Here is a 23,058-nt window from a genome sequence, read left to right as displayed (position 1 = left end):
TGAACTAGAATTGTCTCCACGCCAGGATTCCGGCATTCATCCCCCGACACATGTCGAACGATACTTCAGGGTTGTTAAACTTCTCCCCCCATGTAATGTAATAGCGGAATTCATAGAAGCCGCCAAGCGTAGCTGCAAAGTTGGTTTCCCAATAGTTATTCATCACCCAGGCGTACAAGTGCGCAGGGTCCTGTTCCAGTCTTGCATCGCCATTAAGTAGACGATATTTATGCTCTAAAGCACCCACTTGAATCAACGGAGTGTCTGGCATCGCAATCACAATACCTTGCTCCTTTGAAATGTATGCAGCACCTTCGCCAACAGCCGTATAATCGGCCAAGCTGCCTGGTAATTGATCCTTGCGCAGACGAGTTAGTGCATCCATCTTATCTACCCACAGCTCCTGCGTAGAGGTTGTCAATGCGCCGCCAAACGGAAGTGAAATATACAAATTCTCAGGCTTCCATACACTTTCCTTATGCATCCGTACCGACACGTCGACACGAGGACGATCCGCATACACGGTTAAGAATAAGGAATAATGCTCACAACCGGAGACTTCATAGGTCAATTGAATCATGCTATAAAGCTCTCCCTGTCCAACAATTTCTGCACTTGTCAACACACCTGTAGATACAATCGCATTCGGACCTTTCCGATTACGGCCCATAAGACGACGAACCTCCGTCATTTCGACCACCTTTGTGGCTGGCGTAACATCATATACCGGTGTGAATGCATGATGGTTCCGGTCTGCACGTAGCAGCTCCTGTCCAGTCTCCTTATCCTTCCAAGAGGTGATTCCTTCACCCTTCTTCCATTCAATACGTACAAATGGTGTTTCAGCATATGTGGATGTCACATGGAAGTCCTTTACTTCATGGGTAACATCCAAATCCAATACACGATCCGATGCCACATAATCGTTCATATATGCGGTTTTGATTGTTGGCTTAACCGCTACGATATGAAGCACTTTTTCTTCCTGAGGCTCCAGCATGACCGGAATGGTTACAATAACCCCGCGATGCGCAAGACGCAGTTGAGATGAGAGCACCTCACCTGTATTGAAATCACGCACCTCAAACCCTTCTTTAATCTGCTCGTAATACCAACCCTCAAGAATAAGATGAGCATGATCCTCCTGAACATAGCTGTAAGGATTGCAAATTTTGAACTTCATCGGCCGACCCGGTGCAAGCAGTGCATCTCCCTTGGCTTCAAGGATTTCGTACAATGCGCGATGTGCAGCGGTGCTCGCATTTGCAGCAAATGCCTCCTTACGCAAGCCCAGCTCCTGAACAAACGGGTTCCAAGGCTCCGAAATGGAAGAATGATAGCCCCATGTGTGCTCAGCGAACATCGTTAATTGATATTCCATTTCCTTAATAGCTTCCGGGGAAATGATGTCATAATTAGGATCTAGTCTTCTTACCTTCTGGTACACCCGCTGCGCCTCACGGAATACTTGTACATGCTTTGGTGTCGAGCCAACCCCATCCGTCCACCAATCTGGCCAATCTCCGCGATAGACAGGAATATCTTCCGGGCGCTGTGCTGCATGGGCACGGACTTCTGCAAAGAAGTCATCTAGCGTTGCCATTTGAATTAAAATCCGGTCCCCATGCTTGGTGTTCCATTGTTGGATAAACTCTATTGCCGCCGCATTTGGCGGGTTATTATCCGTAGGCAAGCCTGAGAACATCGCTGGAAAGAAATCAAATGCATAGCCATCCTCTGTCAGACGATCGATATAACGCCCGATCCGTTGTTCAGCTATTTCAAAATCCGCGCCCTTGCTCATATCGAATTCATCTTTAATTGTATATTTTCCACCCATGCCAGGTACCAGCCCCAGATCATTTCCGAACACATAATGCTCTCCGCTCCACGTCAACAGGCGATCCCCTGAAGGCATCTCCCACCAGAACGGCTGCTGCTTCTTCCAGCAAGGAAACATTCCATGATGCGTATGAATACAGGTGGACAGGTTCTGAATCCCAGCATCCAGCAATACCTGACCATATCCCCAGCTAAAACCGTTAATATCTGCTGTCATTGCCGATGTTACAGGAATTTGAATGGACTGTCCGTAATCACACACCCGCGCAATCATCGATTGGAACAGCTCTTTACCAATTAATTCTGTCATATTTAGATAAGTCCCCGACAACCCGATTGCTCCCTGTCTCACGCCTTCAGCGAACTCTATCTTCTCTTGCTCTGTCGCCTGCTTCAGGAAAGTTTCAATCGGCCAAAATGTCTCACAGACCCACTTAAAGCCTTGCCATTCCGGATGACGTCCCGATTTGCTTTCCCGTAAAATATGCAGGACCTGGCGAATGAAATTGACATGATATTGCTGAATTTTCTCTTGACGCTCTGTATACCCGATATCTGTATGAGAATGATGAATTGCGTATATCTTCCAAGGTCTTTTGGCGGACATTGCGATCTCTCCCTATGGTTATTTATACTTGCCACGACGCTTCGCCTTCTCTACTAATTCTGGAGCGGATACTTATCCATATAGTCGAACAACTCATCCACAGTTGTGAAGGCTACGCCTGTTACGGTATCAGCACAGCCATAGTAAATTGCAATTCGGCCTGTATCGCCATCCGAAAGTGCTGCGCAAGGGAAGGTGACATTCGGCACATCTCCTACACACTCATACAATGTCTCAGGTCCGAGAATATAATTTCGTGAACGTGCTAACACCTTCCATGGCTCATACAAATCTAATAAAGCAACACCCATCCGATATACGAACCCGTTACACGTATTTATTACACCATGATAGATCAACAACCATCCACGATCTGTTTCAATTGGGATCGGCCCTGGACCAATTTTCTTCGATTGCCATGCAGAAGCGTCCGAATTGATCGTACCCATCACGTAACGATGCTTTCCCCAGTACGTCAGGTCAGGGCTCTCACTAAAAAAGATATCTCCAAATGGTGTATGCCCCGTATCACTTGGGCGGCTTAACATGGCATATTTGCCATTTATTTTGCGCGGAAATAATACACCATTCCGGTTGTATGGCAGGAAAGCATTTTCTAATTGGTGAAAGGTTTTGAAATCATACGTATATGCGAGACCAATTGTAGGACCATGGTATCCATTACACCAAGAAACATAATATTTATCCTCGATTTTGCAGACGCGTGGATCGTAACGATACTCCCGCTTTGTTACATATTCGTCGCCTTCGAAGTGGATCGGATTCTCATTAATCTCCCATTGAAGCCCGTCCTGACTGAAGCCAGCGAATATGTCCATACTTACAGATCTGGAGTCACAACGGAATACCCCTGCATATCCCTCTTCAAAAGGAATCACCGCGGAATTAAAAATACTGTTCGAGTTTAACTGTGCATCTCGCTGAATAATCGGATTATGGGTATACCGCCACACTGGAGCGTTATAGCCACTCGGCTTATCCTGCCAAGGAATATTTGATAGTGCTTCACCAATTATTTTGCTCATTTCATAAACTCCTTCCATGTATACAATTGTGATCTGCAACAACTTTTTCAGGATATCTAACCCTACTTTCACCCCTACTTTAATTCATAATAAAGCGCATTAAAAGGGAATTTATCCTGAATCTAACGTTTGTTGACTGAAGTATCATGTTTCTTAACTAATTGAACAGGTAGCTCACTTCACGCTCTCATATAAGCCTGCATACAGTGCATCAAGCAACGTGTGTGTCTTATCACAGCTATATTCCCAGAACATGGCACCCGCAAGTTTTTCACGTTTGACATACTCACATTTATGTGTGATCGAATCCACGTCATCGTAGGAAATAAACGTGTCTCCATTAAATAAAAACGGTGCTCTGGCCTCATCGTCCCAATGTCGTGTGTAGCCATTCTGATTGATGTAATTAGCAAACAGCTCTGTATATTCTGGGCCATAGCCACCCGTTGTGCCCGCCATTTGTAGAAATCCATGATTCTTATCCGGCACCTGCTTCCACATTCGGGAATAGAACGCCACGCCAATGACGATTTTCTCTCGGGGAACGCCTGCCTGAATGAACATATTCACCGATGCCTCTGTACTGATACGATACAAATCTCCTGTCGTATGAAATAAATTCGTATGATGTCCCGTTAGAATCTGGAAACCGCCACGCATATCGTAGGTCATCAGCTGTATAAAATCCAAATATTGCTGTACTTGATCCATCTCGGTGCCATCAATATAATACTGATCAGCACCTGCCGCAATTGTAAGCAAGTAATGCCTGCTATCCGCTGTACCTTTCACATCCAGTGCATCTCGAATCGCCTTTAATAGCAGTGTGAAATTGTATTTATCATCCGGCGACGATTTAATATCCGCTTCACTGTAACAAGGATATTCCCAATCCAAATCGATTCCATCGAACGGGAAATCTGTTACCACTTGCACAGCCGACGCTGCAAATTTCTGACGTCCTTCTTCGGTAGAGGCAGCCTCAGAGAAGCCCCCATTCCCCCATCCGCCTACGGAGAGCATCAGCGTCAGATTCGGATACATCGCTTTCATCTCTTGTAGCTGGTTTGTGCATTTCAAATGTGCTGTTGTAATCTGATCATCTTTCACATAACCAAATGCAACGTTGAGATGCGTTAACTTCATCAAGTGGTCACCCGATAACTCAGATAGTTTGGAATCACTCATGTAGCCTGCTACAATCATCTGTTGATCCATCCTTTCACACCCTTGTTAAGATTTGAATCACTTCCTTGCTCGCTGCAATCTTATATCCTGATGACATGTAACGAATCTGATCTTCACGGTCCACAATGATAAGATGCGGGAAGCCCGCTTCACTCGCTTGGGACGATGCAAATAATTCGGGCAATAGATTATACGTTGAATCACGTACAAACACTGCATTTGCAGGAAGATCTGGATAGTCCTCGGGATGAAACGAAGCTGCCCATTGCTTATCACCAATAATAAGAATGATGGGAGCACCTAGCGCATTGAACTCCTGCTTCAACTCAGAGAGTTCACGAAGTAAATGCTTTGAAGGCTCTCGTTCCGGCTCCAGCCAAGCGACATAGGCGCCCTTTCCACCAATAAGATCTGCGAAAGTCTGTTCTACTCCTGCCCATGAGGTCAGCTGCTTGAGTCGTTCCACCTTGCCGTACACTGGAATTTCCAATGTAGATTGACGATATTTCATGACCAGCTTCGTCTCTTCCCCTTCTGCAATATGAAAATAAGTGAACTTGATAAGCACAGTACCATCTTTTAATCGTACGCCTGTCGTCAGACGGTATACTCCCTGCTCAACCTCAAGTGGTGTATCATATAGGTCATTTGCGCCATGCGGGTAACATAAGGTTTTATAAAAACCGTTCTCCAGCCGAGCTAATGTGAAATTCTCATAGTATGAAGCCGTTGGTTGGACTGTCCCTGCACCCTGATCACGCTGAAGTATGAGAGTGCCATTCGCTAATTCTATCCCCCCTCCAACAACGCCTTTGGTAAATTGAGCATCCACGAAAATATGATCCACCATAAATTGCGGCTTGGATTCAATGGGATGAATTCGCGCTGGGATTCCTAAACTACGACAAATGGATACGAACATGATATCCAGGGAACTGCGATCGCCTACGCGCAATTGAAAGGTACCCACTGCCGTTCCCTTCCCTTTTAGATTCGGAAGGTCTGTCCATATATCCCACGTTTCATCTATGAATTGAACCAGCTTCGTTGGGTCCTTACGGAACAATGCCACTTCATCCGAAGTGAAAGCTTGTTGGAAAAATGTACGATACGGTGTAATCATCTCGTAGTGAACACGAGGACGCAGAATGTAGGGAACGAACACTTCCTCTGTGAGCTCACCACGTACAGCAAGCGCACCAGCCACATGATCTGTAAGAGTAGGAATAAATGTGTCAATTAAATCCTTGTCATTACTACATTCCAATAACCGTAAAGCCCATTCTCCATACACGGATGTGGCTGCCTCCAGAAATGCAGCTATCTCTACACTGTTACCACGTGCCTTCTGAAGCACTGCCCATACACGATCTTCCGGGAGACCCAGTGTTTCCCCGAGCTTCCTCGCTGCTTCTTCTGTCACAAAAGTCGCTTCATATTTCGCACGGATTGAGATCCCTTCCTCCAAACGTTCATTATGTCGCTGGATACGAATTTCAGACAGTTCCTCTATTACCTCACCTTCACACGCTGGAGGTGGAACCATATCATAATCGGCCATCGTTCCTGCAGCGGGCTGATTTTCTTGATTCAGTACAAGCTCAACGCATTCACTGTCCGCCACTGAAATTTTCAGTTCCCCCCAAGTACCACCCTTTGCCGCACGAATCATGAGGTCACCGAGACCTGTTTTGAAAGTTGCTTCTCCTTGAGCATTGGTAGGAAGGATGGCAATCGGGAAAAATTCCGCCATGTTATACACTTGGAACTGTACTTCTGCATCCTGCACAGACTGTCCGAATTCATCTTTCACATGAATCGTAATTGCCCGCGTGGATGCGTAATTTTCCAATACATTAATTTCAGTGAACCACTCATCTGCAAGCGTAATATCTTCTGGACCTTGATAATTAGCAAGAATACGCGTGTTAATTAACATTGCTCTACGCGCTGGAGGTCCAAACCATCCTTGATTAGGACGGGCTTCCGGCTCACAAGCCCCAATAAAATACCATTCACCGTCTGCCCATGCCTCCACCCATGCGTGGTTATCATCACAATGTGCCCAACGTGGCGTATACACTTGACGTGCAGGTATACCTATACTGCGAAGGGCTACCACAGCTAGTGTGGATTCTTCACCGCAACGACCGCGTGCATTTCGAATCATCGATAATGGTGAAATCGTCCGCAAATCGCTCCCAATATACGTTGCTACCTCATGACACCAGTAATTTGTCTCCAGAATGGCTTCCGTCATGGACAACTTACTAGTTCGTTCTGCTAATTGTTCATGAAGAATTTGGCGGTGTTCTTCAATGTTTTCGGTATTAACACGGTAGGGCAGTACGAAATGTAAAAATATATGATCCGGGACTTGCCATGGCATATCTCGGCGAATCTTTAGTGTCGTTCTCACATGATTCAAGAAAAGCACACCATTGTAATCCGCCAAATCATTCACTGGCATGTACGCATAGAGATACTTAAGTGCAATTATTTCTTCTTCTGTCAAGTCCTGTTCAAAGATTTGAAATAACTGCGTTGCACGTGCCTGGGCCAAACTCTTCTTCTCCTGAAACTTACGTTCAATCTGTTCCATATCTGATTACTCCTTCCAGATAAACCCATCCTCGCGAATGTAAAGACGGGAAGTCTCATCTGATGTTGGTGCAGATATAATAAAAGTTTTAGTCGTCGTTTCAATGTTCGGTTCTATGGTCCATGTATCTTCTTTACACAAAGCATTAAAATGGGCTGTGAACATGCCATGTGTTTCGTAATAGTTCCGCTCACGATAATAGAGCTTCCGTAATTCCCATTTGATATGTTCATCCCGAGGGATGTCGAAGTGATATGGACCCGCTTCATTCACGAATACAACATAGCCCCACCGTTCTGGATAATGCATATTAATGATTCCTTGTGGTGACCACACCCAATTATCCTCAGGATAAGGTTTCCCTGTGTCGGGGTTGAGAAGCTTACGATACTTGCCATCGACAACCTCGGTCCGCCATTCAACACGTGAAAAATTAACACGCCAAAACTCCCCAGCGTAAGGTGATCGTCGATCCGTAGCACATTCTTTTAAACTATTCCATGGTATAGCAACTTCAACCGTCCATTTCCGATTGTCAGCGTACGGGTTATTTAACTCACCTTCGATATGAACAGCCGTCTTCAAGCCTTGGATATCCCAACCGTTAATTGGAGGACCTCCGTCACGATAAGGTTTCACAAGAAGTAAGTCCCATACCGTGTTCAAGGCGTTAATCTCAAACTCGTAATATTGATGGGAATCTCCTGTTGGATCTATAAAAATTTCAAAATCATTATCGTAAAAAATAACGGAATCACGTTCTGTCAGCGTTCCCCAGATCTGATCTTCCATCAGCTCTGCACCAAAGTAAAAATACTCATCATCCCATAGCATCTTTACCCTCGTATCCTTTCCTGGCATCGGACGAAAATCCCCTTCAATATCAACAAACTTTTCTGTCCATGCTGCATGCTGCCAAAAGGGCTTATCTAGCTTCCCATCCAAGACAAGCGACTCCGTCGCTCGTCTGCACAGATAATGTTTCGGGGCGTATGAAACAATGTATGGCTCTGGTACTCCACTTCGATTTACCATAAGAATGCTCCTTTATCGGTTAATGTACTTTAGTTGTGCGTTACAACTGCACCTGAACCGCCGTACATCTCAATTTCTTCATCGAATTCCAATTTAAGTACCGTCACTTGTTCATGCATATCTTCAGGTGTTATCTGAATCCAAGTTGTACCTGGTATGTGAAACCATGGCACACCACCGTGAATTTCATGGGTGAGCTCCTTGCCTGAGTGAAGCACCGTAATCTTTCTAATGGGATTACACAGCCCTTTGAGGCAAATGTTCTCCTTCGGCGTATCGTAAACGAAGAGGTACAAGTTCTTCTTATCTGGAGACAATGTACTGCCACCCAGATAGTAGCGTGTCATAATACCCTCTTGTGTTCCAAAGATGGCTTCTTCATGTGTACGTATCCAATCACCTAATCCCAGTAAGATCGCTTCCTGCCTAGGATCAATCGTTCCATCCTCCATGGGCCCAATATCTAACAGCATATTCCCGCCCATGCTGATACAGTCACAGAACATTCGGATCATTTGATTCAATGATTTATAATTGTGGTCTGTATGCACATAACCCCAGGATGTATTTATCGTCGTGCAGAATTCCCACGGCCCTTCCGGGCGCGTAATGGGAAGACCTTGCTCGGGAGTCTTATAATCCCCATACCCTTGCAAGCGTGAGTTTATAATAAGGTCAGGATTAAATGATTTTAAATAATCTTTGAATGCTGGCAATCCCCACTGCTCTGCGCTTCGTTCCCAATCTCCATCGAACCATAACAGATCAACCTGACCATAATCTGTTAACACTTCTCCTAGTTGATTACGGTTAAATGCCAAAAATTTCTCCCATCGCTCTGGATCTTGGACACCATCCATCGGACTTGAATAACGATTTACATGTCTCAAATCATCTGGTACGACACCATTCTCATAGACTGAAGGATAATCAGGATGAGACCAGTCAATGAGGGAGTAATACATCCCTACGCGAAGACCCTGATCTCGAATCGCCTCAGACCACTCCTTAATAATATCTCTCTTGGCAGGTGTTGCCTTCATAACGCTCAAATCACTGAACTTCGTATCAAATAATGCTACCCCGTCATGATGCTTCGTCGTTAGAACAGAATACTTGGCTCCTGACTTCGCAATCAGATCTGCCCAATACTTCGCATCAAAATTAGAGGCTGTAAAACCATTTAATTGCTTCATATAGTCCTCATAAGACATTCTCCCGTTATAGAAAGACCATGATTCTGCAACGCCTTGTACCGCATAAATCCCATAGTGAATGAAAATTCCTAGCTTTGCGTCCGTAAACCATTGTTGCATCGGCTCTTCCTCCCATAGTTCAACTCGTTATTTTATGCGAAACACATGTGCAATTGGGGCAATTCCCGTAAGCTCGCTCTCTGGTAAATGAACGATCAATCCCGTTGTTGTTCGTTCGAATGTTAGATTTTCTTGTCCGCCAACAAGATCTATTTGCGTCACAGCCTGCTCGAGTGGAATACAAATCTCACTGATCACGAGTTCCTGCTCTTTTGAGTACAGATGGATAGCATAGATGACATCGTCTTTTTTTGTGAAATGTGTATTTCCAACGGAGTATGGCGCACATATGCGTGTTCCATAAATCGCCTCACCATGGACTTTGAGCCAACTGCCCATTCCTTTCATCCGATCCATCGCTGCTCTTGACAAGCGGCCATCTGGTTGTGGTGCGACATTAAGTGCCAGGTTACCACCTTTGGCTACAACTTCAACGAGCAAATGAATTAATTGACGTGTCGTCTTGTAATGATCCTCATACCGATAAGAGAACGCAGTCCCCATCGTAATACAGCTTTCCCATGGGATATGCAGGGGACGCGCGGGCAACGTTTGCTCTGGTGTAACGACATTCTCATAAGGTCCGCCAACGGTACGATCTGCACTTAGTAGCCATGGCTGATGCTGACGTGCCTTCTCCACCACTTCACCCAACCGAATATCCTGTGGATTATTCTTATTCTGTGGACACACCCACCCCGCATCCAACCAGAGCATTTCAATCCGGCCATATTTCGTCATCAATTCCATGATCTGATCATGTGTGTACTGTACGAATTGCTCCCATAGCCAAGGATAATCTTGTGTTGGATACGAAGGACCTCGATTCATGAACGTCCCCGTCTCCATACCTGGAGCCCAGTATGTTGGTGTGTGCCAATCCGCTTTGGAGAAGTAGGCAGAGATCCCAAGTCCCTTGGCCCGAAAAGCATCAAATACGTTCTTACAAATATCCGCGTACTTATGTGCATGGAAAGGACAATCCTTACCCGTGATGCGATAATCTGTTGTCTGCGTATCCCACATACAGAAGCCATCGTGATGCTTCGTTGTGAAATTTAAATATTTGAAGCCACCTTCTGCAGCAACCTCTGCCCACTTCTCAGGCTCAAAACGGAGCGGATTAAAGGTTTTATTCAGCCCGAAATATTGCCGCTTCAGTTCCGTCGAATCAACCCCCCAATCAATATCGTCCCGTGACCAATCTCCATCTTTATCACTAAGCGCCCACGATTCAACAAGTCCAAGCTGCGAATAAGGTCCCCAGTGCATCATCAAGCCCAGCTTCTGATCCTTGAACCACTCCAGCTGATCTAATAGCTGCGAATCCTCCGGCTTAACGTACTCCTCCTCTGTGCTGTAATTGTGAACTCCTTCAACAACAATTTGCTCCTCGACAACATTAGCATCACTCATTTGCACGACCTCCTTGCAGCTCTTCTGAGGCTGCGATTCTATTGATTTAGTATGATATATTTTCAAAAAAACATTTGACATAAAAATAACTATCCGCTATAAACATCCTATTATGGAATATAAATAAGGATTCAAGCACCGATCTATACCTGCTGTATTCATAGCTTGATAGGAACATCTCCATGTATACGCCATAAAAAGGGGGAAAACACTTTGAACTATAACTATTTCAAATCGAAATTGTTTCTGAAATTCACTGGTTCGTATCTACTTATCCTTCTTATTCCGCTTATATTTGTAATCGTTTTCATTTACCGAAATGCTACCGATAATTTACAAAAAGAGATTGAAAATGCTCACTTTAATCAGCTCACCCAAATTAAAACGGTGGTGGATGGACGCATGAATGATTTAAGAGATATGGCGTCACGGATGTCATACGACGCTCGTCTCGCTCATTATCGCATACTGGATCCTTATGAAAGTCGTGACGCGATAGCGGCACTAGATAGCTACAAATCTTCCAATTCCATTGTGGAGGATATATTTCTGTACTACCATCATGACCCTAATATTTATTCCAACCATGGCATGTATAGCCTGGATGTATTTCGTAGCTCCTATCAGTTTGGAAGCTGGATGAATGATGAACTTGTGACTGCTTTAAACACGTCCAAATTTCCATCCATTCGACTTACGAACATGCTGAATCAAAATTCACCACTCGAGAAATCTGTATTAACCTATATCCTCCCGATCATTCCGAACACCTCAGATCCATATGCTTCTGTCATGTACCTTATTAAAGAGAAAGAGTTGGCATATCTGATCGATTCCGTTCTCGGTAACTATCGAGGATTAACGTATATTTTTGATAATCATGGACGTGTTTTGTCCTATAGTGGCCATGGAGATACAGCTCGCCAGCAGGATATCCAACGGTTATCAGAGCTTCCACCCGGCATACATAATCTATCGATAAACAATGAAGATCATTCGGTTATTTCCGTCACATCGGATGTCAATGGCTGGTCATATGTGACTTTAATGGCGAGTAATCAATTTTTCAGTAGCGTACTTAATGTTCGGAGCTTCATCATTATTTTATTCATTGTGATCGCCATTGTAGGAACGGCCATCGCTCTATTATTCGCTCGGATGCAATATCTTCCGATTGCTGAGCTCGTTCGCTTCACGAACAAAAAAACAGATACACCGGCCTCCGGAAATGAGCTCGAGTATATACGAACAACATTACAGCAGTATAGCTCCAAGGTTGATCTCCAAGAGCCCTATGCACGCAACCATGTTCTCTCCATGCTATTAAAGCATGGTCATGCACAAATGATGACGCATGGAATATTCGATACCTTTCATCTGCACTTCGACCAAAGTCATCATTTTGTCATGATGATGGGCTGGGATGACTTAGAACAGCAGCATCTTCAGGCGCGACAAGAAGTACATCGCAAGCTTGCGTATATTGAATTTCCAGCGCTTGCTGCACAAATATACGGTGTAGAGCTCCCGCAATTGGATCAGCTCGCACTCATTGTGAGCTTACAGCTCGAAGATGATGAGGCACTCGCTGTACAAATCGTTCAGATCGTGGATGCGATCCGTGAATATACGTTAGGCATAATGGATATCCACCCGATGATCGGTGTAGGCAAATGTTATGAGAGCCCTCAGCAGCTTAATCAATCCTTTGTTGAGGCTTGCTCCGCCTTCGAATTGCGTAAATCGACCGAGCATGGAACCACCGTGTATTTTGAAAAGCTATCCAGTGCCCATGATCAAACGGTGTTACTCCCTAGTAACGAGCTATTAAAGCTTGCACAAAGCTTGAAGCAGGGCAACTACGAAGTCGCCAAACAAATTATTCACACAGCCATCCATGGGCTTGATAATAAACAACGATCTACCCTGCTGATGCGATGCGTACTGTTCGACCTGTTGAATACCATGCTCAAAACTGCAGCTGAGCTAAAAATGGATAACATGATGCAGTCTGCTTCTCCCCATTTCATGAATGGTCCCGTCCATCTTATAGAGCAGAATTTCTACCGTTTAGCCACTCAGATTTGTACACAGGTAGAGCAGACGCATAAAAAAGAAGAACATTCACTCATGGATCATATCGTTGCTTTTATCGACCAGCACTATGAAGATCATTCACTTAGCCTTGAATCTGTTTCTGCTGCGTTTACGATTTCACCTTCCCATCTCAGTCGTTCATTCAAGGATAAGGTCGGCATCAACTTCGTCCAATATATTTGGCAAAAACGATTAGATAAGGTCAAGGAACAGCTCGTAATAACAAGTGATCCGTTAAAAGATATTATCCAGCGCGTCGGCTACCTCGACACACCAAACTTTATTCGAAAATTCAAAAAGGAAACCGGTTATACCCCGGGCCAGTATCGACAGATGAATAATAATCATCCCAATACTGAGCCTAACGATACCGTATAATCCTTCCTCGCTTAGGGATTATCATAACTTCCCGGTCATGCCTAGCATGACCGGGAAGTTTTTCAAAATATGAGAATGTATAAGCTTCACAAATTATTTGCTAGCAGCCCATGTATCGTATGCTTGTTGATACGTTGATTCGAGCTTCTCATACCCCATTTTTTTCATTTGAGCGATATATTTGTCCCAATTGGATAATGGCTCTGCACCTGTAACGAATTTCGCTTCCATTTCCTTCACGTATTTATCCAAATCGGAACGGAGTGTTTTGATTTCCGTCTGTTGGTCTACCGTCAGGAATACCGATGGGAAGGGAGCCTTTGCAATAGGCGTAAGCTTTGTAGCTGTTTCTTTGTCAATCCAGTCATCAAAGCTAGTACGAAGACCTAAAACATAGCTGTTCTCATAGGAACCTGGTGTATTAATCCCGTAGTTTGGCGTGATTGTACCGCGGTATTCTTCACGATCCGTACCATCTGGAACTGGCAGCCATTCTTTCTCGCCTGTTGCTTTATCTTTGTATTTAAATAACGTACCTTCAGGTCCATACGCCCAGAACGAATACCCTTCTTCGCTAAATTGGTAATCAATCCAGCGCATACTTGCTTCCGGGTTCGGGTTAGTGTTTGAAATCGCGAAACCGCCAATGGTGTTAATACCAGGATGCTTGCCGTATACAGGTGTTCCAGCAATATCACTAGATACAGGCTGCATCATCGGGTTATCTTCACTCGGTTCACCACCAAGCGTGAAGTATGGGAAATAATCGGAGAATAAAGCCACTTGATTGTTTTTTCCTTTTGCTTTCTTCTGCTCATCTGTTTGAGAGAATGTTTCATGATCCAGCAAATTCTCGTTCCATAAGCGATTCAAGAAGGTTAAATATTCTTTGTAGGCTGGTTCAGCTTGTGGAAAGTGTACTTTATTCTCCTTATCTACGTAGATATCCTCGTTATACATCCCCCAGAATCCGAGGAAGAACATCCGTAAATCATCTAATTTCACAGAGGATAGAGGAACCTCATCGTCTTTACCGTTTCCGTTCGCATCTTCCTCTTTAACCTTCTTCAAATAGTTGTATAGCTCTTCTGTTGTCTGCGGTAATTTGTTTTCCATGCCGAACTTCTTCAGGAACTTCCCGTTATACCACATCGGTCCACGATACCATACCGCAGATGGCTGAATATTGCGTAGTGCATAGATATGTCCATCTGGTGTTGTCATTGATTTGCGAATATCCGGATTTGCATCGAGAATTTTTTTTAAATTAGGTGCGTAGCCCTCATCAATGTATTTTTCTAAAGGCAGCAACAATCCTTGACTTCCGTAGGTAACTTGATCCGATCCTTTTAGATCCGCCGCATAGAAAATATCGGGAAGTGTACCGCTTGCAAATACCAAGTTCTTTTTCGTCTCAAAGCTGTCTTGTGGGGCGTTTTGAATCTTTAACTTAATATTCGTCATCTTCTCGTATTCCTGAATAACAGGCATCTTGTTCCAATCCTGACGCCCTACATCCGGTGCCATAATAGAAAGCTCAATCGGATTATCCACGATAGGAAAGCCCGTCTTATGAACCTCTGCGGCTGTGTCTGAGCTTTCTGTGCTTGCCGTCCCCTTATCGCTACTCGATCCACATGCAGTAAAAATAGAAATTGACATGGAAAGACATAACAACATGAGTCCAGTTTTACGATAATTCGTCATACAAAAACCTCCCCTTTTTTACTTGTATCTTAAGATCAACCCTTAACAGAGCCAATCATGACACCTTGCACGAAATAACGTTGCAAGAATGGATAGACAGCAATAATCGGAAGTGTAGATACGATAATGACCCCATACTTCACAAGTGAAGCAATTTCCGCCTTGTTGTTCTGGGCTGCTGCAGCTGTCGCATCGATAATGCCACCTACTTGAGATTGCATTTCCTGAAGAACGAGAATCTGACGAAGCACAAGCTGCAATGGATATTTCGCATCATCATTGAGGTAGATCATGGCGCCGAAATAGCTGTTCCAATGCCCTACCCCGTAGAATAAGGCCATCACTGCGATAATTGGCATCGATAACGGGAGAACAATCCGCAGGAATAATCGAATATTCGTCGCGCCATCGATTTGAGCCGCATCTTGAAGCTCAGCTGGAATGGAGTTCGCGAAGAAGGTACGAGAGACGATAATATTCCAGATTGACGCTGCGCCAGGAATTACCAGTGCCCACATCGTGTTGACCATGCCTAGCCCTTTTACCAACATGTATGTAGGGACGAGACCGCCTCCAATGAACATCGTTACCATGAACATCCCCATGAAAAACCCACGGCCTACAAAGTCCTTACGACTGAGTGCATATGCCGCTGGCATCGTAACGACCAAGTTAATCGTTGTGCCTATCAATGTATACAAAATCGTATTTCCATACCCCGTCCAAATCTTCGAGTTCTGAAATACAATCTCATACCCCTTAAAGGTAATTCCTTTTGGAAAGAGCCACATTTCACCGGAAGCAACCATCTTCGGATCACTGATGGATGCGCTAATAATATATAAGATGGGATATGCGACTAACAGCAATGCAATTGCCACATACGTATAGATGCAAATTAGGAATATTCGGTCTCGTTTAGATAGCTTTATACCTGATACCATAAATTCCAACCTCCTTCTACCATAGACTGTTCTCGCTCGTACGGCGGACAATCTGATTCACCGTAATGAGCAGGATGCAATTGACAATGGAGTTAAATAAACCAACAGCTGTTGAGAAGCTATATTGCGCATCGACAAGACCAGATCGATAGACAAAGGTTGAAATCACATCAGAGCTTGACATATTTAACGAATTTTGCAGAAGTAATATTTTCTCAAAACCTACACTTAACAAGCCACCCATATTCAGAATTAATAGAATGGTCATGGTCGGTATAAGCGCTGGTATATTGATGTGGCGAACACGTTGAAAGCGAGTGGCCCCGTCAATGATTGCCGCTTCATGCAAGCCTGGGTCTACACCCGAGAGAGCCGCCAAATAAATAATCGTCCCCCAACCCGCACTCTGCCACACGCCTGAGAATACATACATCGTCTTAAACCAACCAGGACTTGTCAGAAACTGCGGTGCACTAAAGCCTAAACCTTCAATGGCATGAATAATCATACCGTTCGATGGAGACAAGAAGGTAATAATCATCCCCGCCATAACAACGACAGAAATGAAATGAGGTGCATACGTAACGGTCTGAACAAGTCGCTTGAAGAAGCCATCCTTCACTTCGTTAAACGCAAGCGCCAGAATAATTGGGATTGGGAATCCAATGGCTAATTCATACAAGCTAATACTGAGCGTGTTCCACAGCAAATCCCAGAAATAGTACGAGTTAAAAAATCGAATGAAATGATCAAGGCCTACCCATTCACTGCCAAAATAGCCCTTTGACGGAATGTAGTTCTTAAAAGCAATCTGAATCCCATACATCGGTCCATAGCTGAAAATGAGGAAGTAAAAGAATGCGGGTGCGATAAAAATGTAAAGCTCCCAATTCTGACAAATCTTCTTCCATGTCTCGTTTCTGCCCTTACGCTTTTCTTTCGGTGCTGAATTCACAGTTCGCATATGTACGCTTCCTGTTTCATGCATCGCGACATCCCCTCCTTATAGGTAATGATGAGAACATTCAGATCATCGAGTGAGCATCATTATCTATCGAATTGTTATCAATCGCATTAATGCTAGCGCTTACATTTACACTATATAGAATCGAGCAAATCGTAAATATGTCATTCTCGCTTATCAAGAATTTCGTGTTGTACTGCGGGATGATTTACGTTTCACCGCTATGTTGATGTTCTAGAAGTGTGTCATTCTTGCGCTTTTCGCCCATAATTCCGTTGCATTACAATGCCAAAGCTGCTCAAAGAGGCAATGTGTATAAATCTCCATAGCACATGTTTTTTTTGCGTTTTTAAAGGAAATTCATCCTGAATCTAACGTTTGTTGACTGAAGTATCATGTTTCTTAACTGGAAGCCTCTCATCGTACTTCTATAAAATTAATTTAGGGAAAGCGGTTACAAAGGCAGCATGTATGAAACACATGAAGGAGCGGATGATATGAGCACTAAACTTGAGCGGAGCAAATCTAGAAAGCGCATACACTGGCGAAAGCAAGATTCCGAGTTAACCCTGCTCGCCTTGCCGACATTGATCTGGTATATCTTATTTTCTTTCTTACCGATGTTCGGTATGGTTATCGCTTTTAAAAATTTCAAAATAAGCGGCAACTTTATTAGCAACGTACTAAATAGTTCTTGGGTCGGCTTCAAAAACTTTGAATTCTTATTCAAATCCAATGATGCCTGGATCATTCTTCGCAACACGATAGGGTATAACATCATCTTCATTATTCTTGGCATCGTGTTACCAGTAATGTTCGCCATTATGATCAGCCTGCTGCATAGCCGCAAAGCAAGCAAGGTTTATCAGACCATGATGTTTCTGCCCTACTTTCTGTCATGGGTAGTCGTCTCTGCTGTAGGTTGGGCCTTCTTCAGCTTTGATAAAGGCATCCTCAATCAATTTCTTGCCAGCCTTGGGCATGATGCTGTGAATTGGTATATGGAACCGCAATATTGGCCCTACATTCTTATCTTTTTAAACATCTGGAAGAGCATAGGTTATGGCATGATTATTTATCTGGCAACCATTACAGGAATCGACAGCACCTATTATGAGGCGGCAGTTATTGATGGAGCTTCCATCTGGCAGCAGACACGCTTCATTACCTTACCCATGCTAAAGCTGGTCATTGTCATGATGTTCATCCTGTCAGTAGGTCGTATTTTCTACACGGATTTCGGACTGTTCTATCAGGTCACACGCGACTCCAACTCCCTCTACAATGTGGCCACAACAGTTGATGTCCTAGTTTATAAACAGCTAAAAACCGCCACTGTAGGAATGGCATCCGCTGCCGCTTTCGTCCAATCGATGCTGGGCTGTATTACAATCCTGAGTGCTAACTGGATCGTTAAAAAAATCGATTCTGACAGTGCAATGATCTAGGAGGAGAGACAATGGCAAAGACACCCACCTATCAATCTGGCTTGGAGAAATTCAACCGCACAAGTAACGGCATCAATGCTTTGTTCACCCTAATTTTTATTCTGATGGCAATTGCCTGCGTTGTGCCTGTGATCGTCGTGTTATCCATCTCGCTTACCGATGAGTCCTATATTCGTGAAACGGGATACAGCATTCTTCCAACCGCACTTTCCGCAGACGCATACGCTTATATCGCCAAACAGGGAACGATGATTCTGCGTGCGCTAGGTGTATCCCTGCTTGTAACAGTCGTAGGTACTGTACTTGGCGTGCTGCTCACCACAACGATGGGATACGTCATTTCACGTCCTGGTTACAAGCTAAAGAACTTCCTCACCTGGGTTGTATTTATCCCGATGGTATTTAACGGTGGTCTTGTATCCAGTTACTTTATCAACACAAATTTCTTGGGACTCAAAAACAGTGTTTGGGCACTCATTCTGCCGCTCGCAGTATCATCGTTTAACGTTATTATTTGTAAAACCTTTTTTAGGAGCACAATCCCTGATGGCTTAACCGAATCTGCTGAAATTGACGGGGCTAGTCAGTTTCGCACCTTCTTCTCAATCATCCTCCCCATCTCATTGCCTGTACTAGCTACGATTGGACTGTTCCTTTGCTTCGGTTACTGGAACGACTGGTTTCAATCGATGCTGTATATCGATAATCAGAATCTGTATTCGCTCCAAGCGCTGCTTAACAGCTTGATGTCCAATGCTGATGCGCTCGCCAGAAACTCCATAAGTATGGGGATCAGCTTCGCTGAGCTTGTCGCAACAATGCCCAAGGAATCTGCCCGCATGGCAGTTGCTATTCTCATCGTGTTGCCTGTTGCCTGCGCATATCCCTTCTTCCAGAGATACTTTATTACCGGCCTTACCATTGGCGCAGTCAAAGGCTAGTTCCGAAATAAGCCAAGCCCAGCTTGGTTTATGATAGATAACCGTACTTTTACTACGGTACATTTCATCATTCAACACTAGGAGGAGTTAAAGTGAAGAACACCCTCAAGTTCGCCTCAACATTATGTATTCTCGCATTAATGCTGTCCCTGCTTGCTGCATGTGGCAACTCGAACTCGAATTCGAAGCCAGCATCCACAGCAACCAATGAAAGCGAGAGTGGTACGACGGCTACTGATGCACCAACCACCAAAGAAATTCCTACATTGGTATGGTGGCTGATCGGCGGACAGGTTCCTGAGAACTTTAGTAAAGCAGTTGAGCAGATGAACGAATACACCGCTGAGAAAATCGGTGTCAAAGTGGATATTAAGGTGGCTAGCTGGGGCGAATGGGATACAAAAATCAACACCATTGTGAATACGGGTGAACCCTTTGATATGATGTTTACCAACAATACAAAGTACAGTAAACAGGTCGCTATGGGAGCGTTCGCTGACATTACAGATCTTGTACAAAGTGAAGCTCCTGAACTTTACAAGTCTATCCCTACCAAAGTATGGGATGGTGTGAAAATTGGTGGAAAATATTTCGCTGTACCGACGTATAAGGATTCTTCATTAACTCAATATTGGGTGTTCGATGACAAGCTTGTACAAAAATATAATATCGATTACCAAAACATTAAAACGATGCAAGATTTAGACAAACCGTTCCATGATATGAAAGCTGGTGAAGGCAAGAGCTTCTACCCGTTGCAGTTGATCCAAGGCGAAGGCTTCCCAGGCATTTTAAATAATTATGATGATATGACTTTAGGTTTCAATCCTATTGGAGTTAACGTGGAGGATGCTTCCCGGAAAGTCGTGTCCGTGTTTGAACAACCGGAAGTGATGACTAACTTAAAGCTGCTGCATCAGTGGTATAAAGATGGTATTGTTAACCCGGATGCACCAACTAAAACTGAAGGCGACAAATACAGAGCGTTCTTCTCCGCACAAGCCTTCCCTGGTGCAGAAGCTGGCTGGCAAATCACCGCAGGGATTGACAAATACGTCATGACGCAAATTTTTGGTCCTTTGTATACAACTAGTACAATTCAAGGCTCGATGAATGTAATCTCGGCAAATTCCAAATACAAAGTGGAAGCTATGAAATATTTGCAATTAGTGAATACAGATCCAAAATTACGAAATATGCTTGCGTTTGGTGAATTAGGCGTCGATTATAAGAGCATTGACGGAGAGAAATCAATCGAGCGTATCAGCGATACCTGGCCTTTAGCAGCATACTCCCAAGGCACCTTCTTCAATCTTGCGGTTACGAAAGGGGCTCCTCTAGACCAGTGGGAACAAGTAAAAAAATTGAACGAGCAAGCAGCATCTTCCAGCATATTGGGATTCGCACTGGATATTGGCGAGCTGCAGACTGAGGTTGCGAACTGCCAAGCTGTATATGATAAATATAGATATGAATTGCTCACAGGCGCTTCTGATCCTGAGAAGGTAATCCCTAAATTGCTGTCTGAGCTGAAAAATGCCGGAATGGACAAAATTATGCAAGTGGCTCAAGAACAAATCAACAATTACTTTAAGTAACCCTTATCGAACGCACATGGTATATCAGCGCTGATATACCATGTGTTTTCCTTTACTCCTCTAAAAAATTTATTTGAACTAAAGGTACGCTTCATATATATTTACAATGAATTATATGCTCTCTCAACCACAGCAACGAGAGACTTATTCCTCTATATTATGTGTCTGACCTTAGGGGGCATTACAAATGAGGTTTTGGAGGAGTTCTTTTTTTCATATTAAGATATATCGCAATAAATTCTGGGCTTACCTGATTTTTATTGTAACCATCGGGGTAACACTGGGTACTATGACCAGCGCTATACTTGTTAATCAATGGATCGGTAACGCGCGGATTGAAGCTGCGAATGCCTTTTCCCGTATTGAGAACAACTTTCAGAATGATGCCGATCGGATTGAAGCTTACATGCAAAGATTGTATTCCAATCATGATCTGATGAATGACGTCCGTTATTTTATGAGCCCTTCCGTTGAAGGGTATCTGACTAAAAGATTGGAGAATAGCCCTTATTCATCACAAGCACTACTCTCTTTTCCTGAGGATACTAAAACTTATCTTTACAGCTGGGCACAGGGAGATATAACTCAAATCAGCGTTCATACTAAGGATTACGGAAATGTTATTTATTTTAATAGTTTTGGAATTCCTAGCTTCCAGTTTGGCGTTCCAAATACAAACGAAATTTTCGATGAAAGTATACAGAAGGGCTTCGTCTCTCACAAAAAACTAAATCAAAGTGCTACGGAAGCAGGGGAAATCCGCTTTCAGATCAGCAGCAAGCGAATATTCAGTATCGTAAATAATTATCAACTCGGTAATGCGGCTGTAATTAACTCTACCGGGGAGATATTCATTATTGGTAACAATGAATCCATGACTGATGAAATCACCCAACAAGCGGTTGCGAATAATAAAAATCACGGCTTTATCGTAAATAAAGGATATATTCCCATTTTCTTTGTTACCTTTTCATCCACCAAATATAATTATCAATTGGTTAGTACAGTAGACTTGGCTGCACTTATACGTCAGCATAGCACGGTTTTGCTCAATATTTTTATGATCGTCTTTACCGCTATGATCTGTGTACTGCTGCTCGTAGTCTACAATCTTCGTGATGACTCACGATTTCTTCACCGTATTATACAATCAATCAAACGTGCGAAAACTGCCGACTTCACCCCAAATAAGCCTGCACGTTATCGTATGAATGAATATGGTATGATTGCTCGCGAAGTCGACGATATGATACACCAATTAGACAAATATATTCGGAACGAATACTTGCTTAAGCTAAAACAGCAGGAAGCAGAAATGAAAGCGCTTCAACATCAAATCAATCCTCATTTTCTTTATAACACCTTAGAAGTCATTCGATCTACTGCATTGGTTCATCAGAATGAGCCTACCGCAGACGCGATTGCAACGCTGGGAGCGTTATATAGAGAAATTGTTAAGAAAGAAAATATCATTTCAATTGGTAGCGAACTGGAACTGTTGCGGAAGTACCTGCAAATAATGGAGTTTAAATATCCTGAGCACTTTTTTTATCAAATGGATGTTGAAGATTCTATTCTAGCTCTCCCTACTGTGAAGTTCTGGATGCAGCCCTTGGCAGAAAATTTCTTTGTCCATGGGTTTAATATCAATAAAGAATTTAATTTATTTATCGTGTCAGGCTGGGAAGATGAGAACTACTATAGGCTGGATTTCATTGACAACGGAGTACGAATTGATGAAGAACGGCTAACTGCTATCAGGCGAACCCTTTCGAGTAATAATGACCAAACCACCAAAAGCATTGGATTATATAATGTCTATGCCCGACTACAATTTTTCTATCAAGAGGATTTCTCGATTAGCATTGAAAACAATGATGAAGCTGGTGTCAAAATCTCTGTACAGATTTCTAAAAGAGGTGATTAGAT

General features: G+C 43.6%; 15 protein-coding genes. 5 read left to right on the top strand and 10 right to left on the bottom strand.

Going from position 1 to position 23,058, the window contains the following annotated elements:
- Positions 1 to 4 precede the first annotated feature (4 nt).
- The 7 genes from ACN6MV_RS09035 to ACN6MV_RS09005 form a co-directional block, all read right to left on the bottom strand.
- On the bottom strand, positions 5 to 2,449 hold the full coding sequence (locus ACN6MV_RS09035; protein WP_419886184.1) for a glycoside hydrolase: 2,445 nt from the start codon (positions 2,447 to 2,449) through the stop codon (positions 5 to 7).
- A 53-nt stretch (positions 2,450 to 2,502) separates the two neighbouring features.
- A complete protein-coding gene (locus ACN6MV_RS09030; protein ID WP_042125790.1) occupies positions 2,503 to 3,495 on the bottom strand; it encodes a glycoside hydrolase family 130 protein in 993 nt (330 codons plus the stop codon).
- A gap of 174 nt (positions 3,496 to 3,669) precedes the next feature.
- Entirely contained in the window at positions 3,670 to 4,713 is a 1,044-nt protein-coding gene (locus ACN6MV_RS09025) for a glycoside hydrolase family 18 protein (protein ID WP_419886183.1), read from the bottom strand.
- Between the two features lie 4 nt (positions 4,714 to 4,717).
- A complete protein-coding gene (locus ACN6MV_RS09020; protein WP_419886182.1) occupies positions 4,718 to 7,285 on the bottom strand; it encodes a transglutaminase domain-containing protein in 2,568 nt (855 codons plus the stop codon).
- A 6-nt stretch (positions 7,286 to 7,291) separates the two neighbouring features.
- Positions 7,292 to 8,320 carry a carbohydrate-binding family 9-like protein gene (locus ACN6MV_RS09015; protein ID WP_419886181.1) on the bottom strand — a complete coding sequence of 343 codons (1,029 nt, stop codon included), beginning with the start codon at positions 8,318 to 8,320 and terminating at the stop codon, positions 7,292 to 7,294.
- A gap of 29 nt (positions 8,321 to 8,349) precedes the next feature.
- Positions 8,350 to 9,636 carry an alpha-L-fucosidase gene (locus ACN6MV_RS09010; protein WP_419886180.1) on the bottom strand — a complete coding sequence of 429 codons (1,287 nt, stop codon included), beginning with the start codon at positions 9,634 to 9,636 and terminating at the stop codon, positions 8,350 to 8,352.
- A gap of 27 nt (positions 9,637 to 9,663) precedes the next feature.
- Positions 9,664 to 11,052: an alpha-L-fucosidase gene (locus ACN6MV_RS09005; RefSeq protein WP_419886179.1), complete on the bottom strand. Its 1,389-nt coding sequence runs from the start codon at positions 11,050 to 11,052 to the stop codon at positions 9,664 to 9,666.
- Positions 11,053 to 11,265: 213 nt separating this feature from the next.
- Between ACN6MV_RS09005 and ACN6MV_RS09000 the strand changes: the two genes are divergently transcribed.
- Positions 11,266 to 13,527, top strand: coding sequence for a helix-turn-helix domain-containing protein (locus tag ACN6MV_RS09000; RefSeq protein ID WP_419886178.1), 2,262 nt, complete (start codon positions 11,266 to 11,268; stop codon positions 13,525 to 13,527).
- A gap of 93 nt (positions 13,528 to 13,620) precedes the next feature.
- On the opposite strand, the gene ACN6MV_RS08995 is transcribed toward ACN6MV_RS09000, so the two are convergent.
- The 3 genes from ACN6MV_RS08995 to ACN6MV_RS08985 are packed head-to-tail and all read right to left on the bottom strand — an operon-like array spanning position 13,621 to position 17,142.
- Positions 13,621 to 15,234 (bottom strand): extracellular solute-binding protein, encoded by a 1,614-nt coding sequence (locus tag ACN6MV_RS08995; RefSeq protein WP_419886177.1) that lies wholly within the window; start codon positions 15,232 to 15,234, stop codon positions 13,621 to 13,623.
- A 35-nt stretch (positions 15,235 to 15,269) separates the two neighbouring features.
- A complete protein-coding gene (locus ACN6MV_RS08990; protein WP_042125774.1) occupies positions 15,270 to 16,178 on the bottom strand; it encodes a carbohydrate ABC transporter permease in 909 nt (302 codons plus the stop codon).
- A 16-nt stretch (positions 16,179 to 16,194) separates the two neighbouring features.
- Positions 16,195 to 17,142, bottom strand: a complete 948-nt coding sequence (locus ACN6MV_RS08985; protein WP_419886730.1) for an ABC transporter permease — start codon at positions 17,140 to 17,142, stop codon at positions 16,195 to 16,197.
- Positions 17,143 to 17,639: 497 nt separating this feature from the next.
- On the opposite strand from ACN6MV_RS08985, the gene ACN6MV_RS08980 reads away from it, so the two are divergent.
- From ACN6MV_RS08980 to ACN6MV_RS08965, 4 genes are all read left to right on the top strand, one after another.
- Positions 17,640 to 18,590, top strand: a complete 951-nt coding sequence (locus tag ACN6MV_RS08980; protein WP_042125771.1) for an ABC transporter permease — start codon at positions 17,640 to 17,642, stop codon at positions 18,588 to 18,590.
- Between the two features lie 11 nt (positions 18,591 to 18,601).
- The gene (locus ACN6MV_RS08975) at positions 18,602 to 19,531 is read left to right on the top strand and encodes a carbohydrate ABC transporter permease (protein ID WP_042125769.1); all 930 of its coding nucleotides are present in this window, start codon (positions 18,602 to 18,604) and stop codon (positions 19,529 to 19,531) included.
- Positions 19,532 to 19,623: 92 nt separating this feature from the next.
- A complete protein-coding gene (locus tag ACN6MV_RS08970; protein WP_042125767.1) occupies positions 19,624 to 21,129 on the top strand; it encodes an ABC transporter substrate-binding protein in 1,506 nt (501 codons plus the stop codon).
- 187 nt (positions 21,130 to 21,316) lie between these two features.
- Positions 21,317 to 23,056, top strand: coding sequence for a sensor histidine kinase (locus ACN6MV_RS08965; RefSeq protein WP_375102385.1), 1,740 nt, complete (start codon positions 21,317 to 21,319; stop codon positions 23,054 to 23,056).
- Positions 23,057 to 23,058 lie beyond the last annotated feature (2 nt).

The organism is Paenibacillus sp. B-A-8 (genome assembly GCF_048572915.1).
Classification (GTDB): domain Bacteria; phylum Bacillota; class Bacilli; order Paenibacillales; family Paenibacillaceae; genus Paenibacillus_AQ.
This window is presented reverse-complemented; position numbering and strand designations above follow the sequence as displayed.

Coding starts and splice junctions, on each gene's coding strand:
- ACN6MV_RS09035 (WP_419886184.1), bottom strand. CDS start 2,449: ATGTCCGCCAAAAGACCTTGGAAGATATACGCAATTCATCATTCTCAT.
- ACN6MV_RS09015 (WP_419886181.1), bottom strand. CDS start 8,320: ATGGTAAATCGAAGTGGAGTACCAGAGCCATACATTGTTTCATACGCC.
- ACN6MV_RS09010 (WP_419886180.1), bottom strand. CDS start 9,636: ATGCAACAATGGTTTACGGACGCAAAGCTAGGAATTTTCATTCACTAT.
- ACN6MV_RS08965 (WP_375102385.1), top strand. CDS start 21,317: ATGAGGTTTTGGAGGAGTTCTTTTTTTCATATTAAGATATATCGCAAT.
- ACN6MV_RS08990 (WP_042125774.1), bottom strand. CDS start 16,178: ATGGTATCAGGTATAAAGCTATCTAAACGAGACCGAATATTCCTAATT.
- ACN6MV_RS09025 (WP_419886183.1), bottom strand. CDS start 4,713: ATGGATCAACAGATGATTGTAGCAGGCTACATGAGTGATTCCAAACTA.
- ACN6MV_RS08995 (WP_419886177.1), bottom strand. CDS start 15,234: ATGACGAATTATCGTAAAACTGGACTCATGTTGTTATGTCTTTCCATG.
- ACN6MV_RS08975 (WP_042125769.1), top strand. CDS start 18,602: ATGGCAAAGACACCCACCTATCAATCTGGCTTGGAGAAATTCAACCGC.
- ACN6MV_RS08985 (WP_419886730.1), bottom strand. CDS start 17,142: ATGCGAACTGTGAATTCAGCACCGAAAGAAAAGCGTAAGGGCAGAAAC.
- ACN6MV_RS09030 (WP_042125790.1), bottom strand. CDS start 3,495: ATGAGCAAAATAATTGGTGAAGCACTATCAAATATTCCTTGGCAGGAT.
- ACN6MV_RS09020 (WP_419886182.1), bottom strand. CDS start 7,285: ATGGAACAGATTGAACGTAAGTTTCAGGAGAAGAAGAGTTTGGCCCAG.
- ACN6MV_RS09005 (WP_419886179.1), bottom strand. CDS start 11,052: ATGAGTGATGCTAATGTTGTCGAGGAGCAAATTGTTGTTGAAGGAGTT.
- ACN6MV_RS08980 (WP_042125771.1), top strand. CDS start 17,640: ATGAGCACTAAACTTGAGCGGAGCAAATCTAGAAAGCGCATACACTGG.